Annotated in this window: 3 protein-coding genes; all 3 read left to right on the forward strand. The window is 64.0% G+C overall.

The genetic code is table 11. The features are described 5' to 3' along the window. The first annotated feature begins 952 nt into the window (after nucleotides 1–952). The 3 genes from ACFQS7_RS30735 to ACFQS7_RS30745 all read left to right on the forward strand — a co-directional run bounded on the left by ACFQS7_RS30735 (nucleotide 953) and on the right by ACFQS7_RS30745 (nucleotide 2617). On the forward strand, nucleotides 953–1651 hold the full coding sequence (locus ACFQS7_RS30735) for a sodium/glutamate symporter (RefSeq protein WP_380070950.1): 699 nt from the start codon (nucleotides 953–955) through the stop codon (nucleotides 1649–1651). Next, nucleotides 1639–2079, forward strand: coding sequence for a sodium/glutamate symporter (locus ACFQS7_RS30740; RefSeq protein WP_380070951.1), 441 nt, complete (start codon nucleotides 1639–1641; stop codon nucleotides 2077–2079). Before ACFQS7_RS30735 ends, ACFQS7_RS30740 begins: the two co-directional genes overlap by 13 nt. A 211-nt stretch (nucleotides 2080–2290) precedes the next feature. Beyond that, the gene (locus ACFQS7_RS30745; protein WP_380070952.1) at nucleotides 2291–2617 is read left to right on the forward strand and encodes a hypothetical protein; all 327 of its coding nucleotides are present in this window, start codon (nucleotides 2291–2293) and stop codon (nucleotides 2615–2617) included. The last annotated feature ends 245 nt before the right edge of the window (nucleotides 2618–2862 follow it).

Below are 2862 nucleotides of genomic sequence, written 5' to 3' on the forward strand. Positions count from 1 at the left end.
TGCGGCCGGACTTCGTTGATCAGCGGTTCCAACGCCGCCCACCGCGCGTCGCTCAGAACGTGAATACCAGGGTTCTCCGTCATCCCTAACAGTTAGGAATGTACCTCAGGAGCTAACAGACCTTAGGATTACCTACGTCTCCGCTGCGGTCCTTTATGCGCTTTGGGCCAGCCTACTCCTATGGCCGAGAACGAGGCACCAGAGCCGGGAGCGCCTGGTGCCATGACGCAGGTCGTGAACGGTGTGTGCCACAGCCCCGCTTGCGACACAGCCTCCCGAGATGAGCTCCGCGTTCAGTAATACAGCCGTCGTCTGCTAATCGAACACAGCCGCCCGCTCAGCCCAAAATGCATCAACGTCTATTCCGTATGATCGGATTTCGCCATGCAGCGCTTAGCCACGAGCACACTGACCATCCTTGCGCTGTGCTGCAGTATTGCCGCAGCGCAGCCGATTTTCTACCCCGCGAAGGGCCAGTCGGCAGAGAAGCAGAACCAGGATCGCGCAGCCTGTCAGTCCTGGGCGAGCCAGCAGACCGGGGTCACGCCAGGCGCGGCGCCTGCTGCGTCAAGCCCGCCACGAGCCGGTGGCCGGGTACGCGGTGCGGCAGCCGGCGCATCCGTGGCCGCGATCACTGGAAACGACGCTGGCAAGGGCGCTGCGGCGGGTGCTGTCGGCGGAGCAGCCGCTCAGCGCGGGGCACGGCGACAGGATCGAAGGCAAGCCTCCGCCACGCAGCAGCAGGCAGGTGCTTCATTCAACAAGGCCTTGGGGGCCTGCATGCAGGGTAAGGGGTATACCGGATAGTGAGGTAATGTTGACAATGCGCAGTCCACCTTGGAACCGCGGTCCTTACTGCCCGCCGTCGGCGCACAGCTTGAGCAGGTAGGAACGCAGCCCAGCATGAGCGGGACGCTCCCATTTTAGGCCTCAAATGGACCGAGGTGTGCCGATGCAGCTCGACACTATCGAAACCTTGGCGATTGCGGCTGCCATCCTGCTCGCAGGGCGTTTCCTCACCGCCGTCCTGCCACCGCTCGCGCGCTACAACATCCCGCAGCCGATCTCGGGCGGGCTTGGCTTCGCAGTCGCCGTTGCCGCGTGGCATGCTTGGGATGGGACGGAGATCGCCGCTTCCGCCGTCATGCGCGGACCGCTGCTGCTCGCATTCTTCGCCACCGTTGGGCTTTCGGCCGACTTCCGTCGGCTTCGCGCCGGCGGACCGAAGCTGCTGCTGTTTTTGGCCTGCGTCGTACCATATCTGGCTTTGCAGAACTTGCTCGGCGTGGGACTGACCATCGGACTCGACCAACATCTGCTCATCGGCCTGATAGGCGGTTCCGTCACCCTGGTCGGCGGCCATGGCACTGGGGCCGCCTACGCCCGGATCTTCGCCGAAACTCACAGCCTCGCGGGCGTCATGGGCCTTGCCATGGCGGCGGCGACTGTAGGGCTGGTGCTGGGCGGCGTCCTAGGCGGACCTGTCGCCCAATTCCTGATCAGCAGACAGCCCTCGCAACCCGGCGGCAGTGCGCTCGTCGCTGGCGACGCGTCCCACACGCGGCAGAGCCGCCGACCCCAGAGGGAACCGTCATTGCGACCTCCCTGGTGCTTCTATGCCTGCTCGCCGGGGGCTGGGTGGCCTCCCTGACCGCTGAAGCGCCGGTCGCGCTGCCTGACTTCCTATGGTGCCTTTTCGCCGGCGTCCTCCTGCGCAACCTGGTCGCGCCGGCGTTCGGACTGCGGCTGTCCGACCCGGCCATCGACGTGGTTGGCGGCATCGCGCTCGCGCTCTTCCTGGCGATGACGATGGCCACGATCCGCCTCTGGGAGTTGGCTGCACTTGCTGGACCACTGCTGACGATCGTTGGTGCCCAGGCGGTGAGAACGCGTGTTTCACGGCCCTGCCCGCATGTAGCGGGGGTAACCGCAGGGCTGTTCAACGCTCTCTGTTGCATTCGACGGGCGCCTCTGAAAAGGCTGGGTTCCCGTTGCGAGATGATCTTCTCGCTACCTTATGGTGCCGGTTTCGGCCTGAGCCGAATCAATGGGTTGGAGCACGCCAGTCGAGAGCGTTGAACAACCCTGGGTAACCGGCCCTCACCGGTCCAGACGACCTTCCTGACGCAACTGCGGGTGAAGAAGATCAAAGCATGGAAGGCGCCATCTCGGCGGTGCTAGCCTTCAATGCCTGGGCTCGGACTGACTTCCCAGGCAGTGTGTTTACGAAGACTTTCCGCTTGGATGGGACAAAAACATGCCTGTTAAACCCAACCTTGGGGGGCTTGCTTTGGTCGCGATCCTGGTCGCCGGCTGCGAGCCGGCGAAGCAGACGACCCCTATCGCGCTCACGCCCGGCACGGTCGAATACGACATGCGCCAGCAGCAACTACGGAACGTTCAGTCGGATACCAGCCGCGGCATGCAGAACCCAGCGGTCACCGGCGTGAACCCGAGCGTCAGCGGCATCGAGCGTGCGGAGACGGGCGGCTCCGGCGGGGCTGGCAGCAATCTCGGTGGGATTCGCACGGATGGCACGATCCAGCGCCAAGGCTCAGGTGCACCCTCGACGCAGTCCATGGTGCCGACCAACCCGCGTCGCCCGGCACCCTTCTGAAGCCCGGATCGAACCTGTACAAGTCGCAGTAGCGGCAGTTGATGCGGACCACCTCACTCGCCGAATAGTCCCGCAACAGGATCACATCGGGGCTTGTCATGGCTCGGCGACCGTTGCTCTAAGGTCTGTTAGCTCCTGAGGTACATTCCTAACTGTTAGGGATGACGGAGAACCCTGGTATTCACGTTCTGAGCGACGCGCGGTGGGCGGCGTTGGAACCGCTGATCAACGAAGTCCGGCCGCAC

Source organism: Dankookia sp. GCM10030260 (assembly GCF_042666655.1).
Lineage (GTDB): Bacteria > Pseudomonadota > Alphaproteobacteria > Acetobacterales > Acetobacteraceae > Paracraurococcus.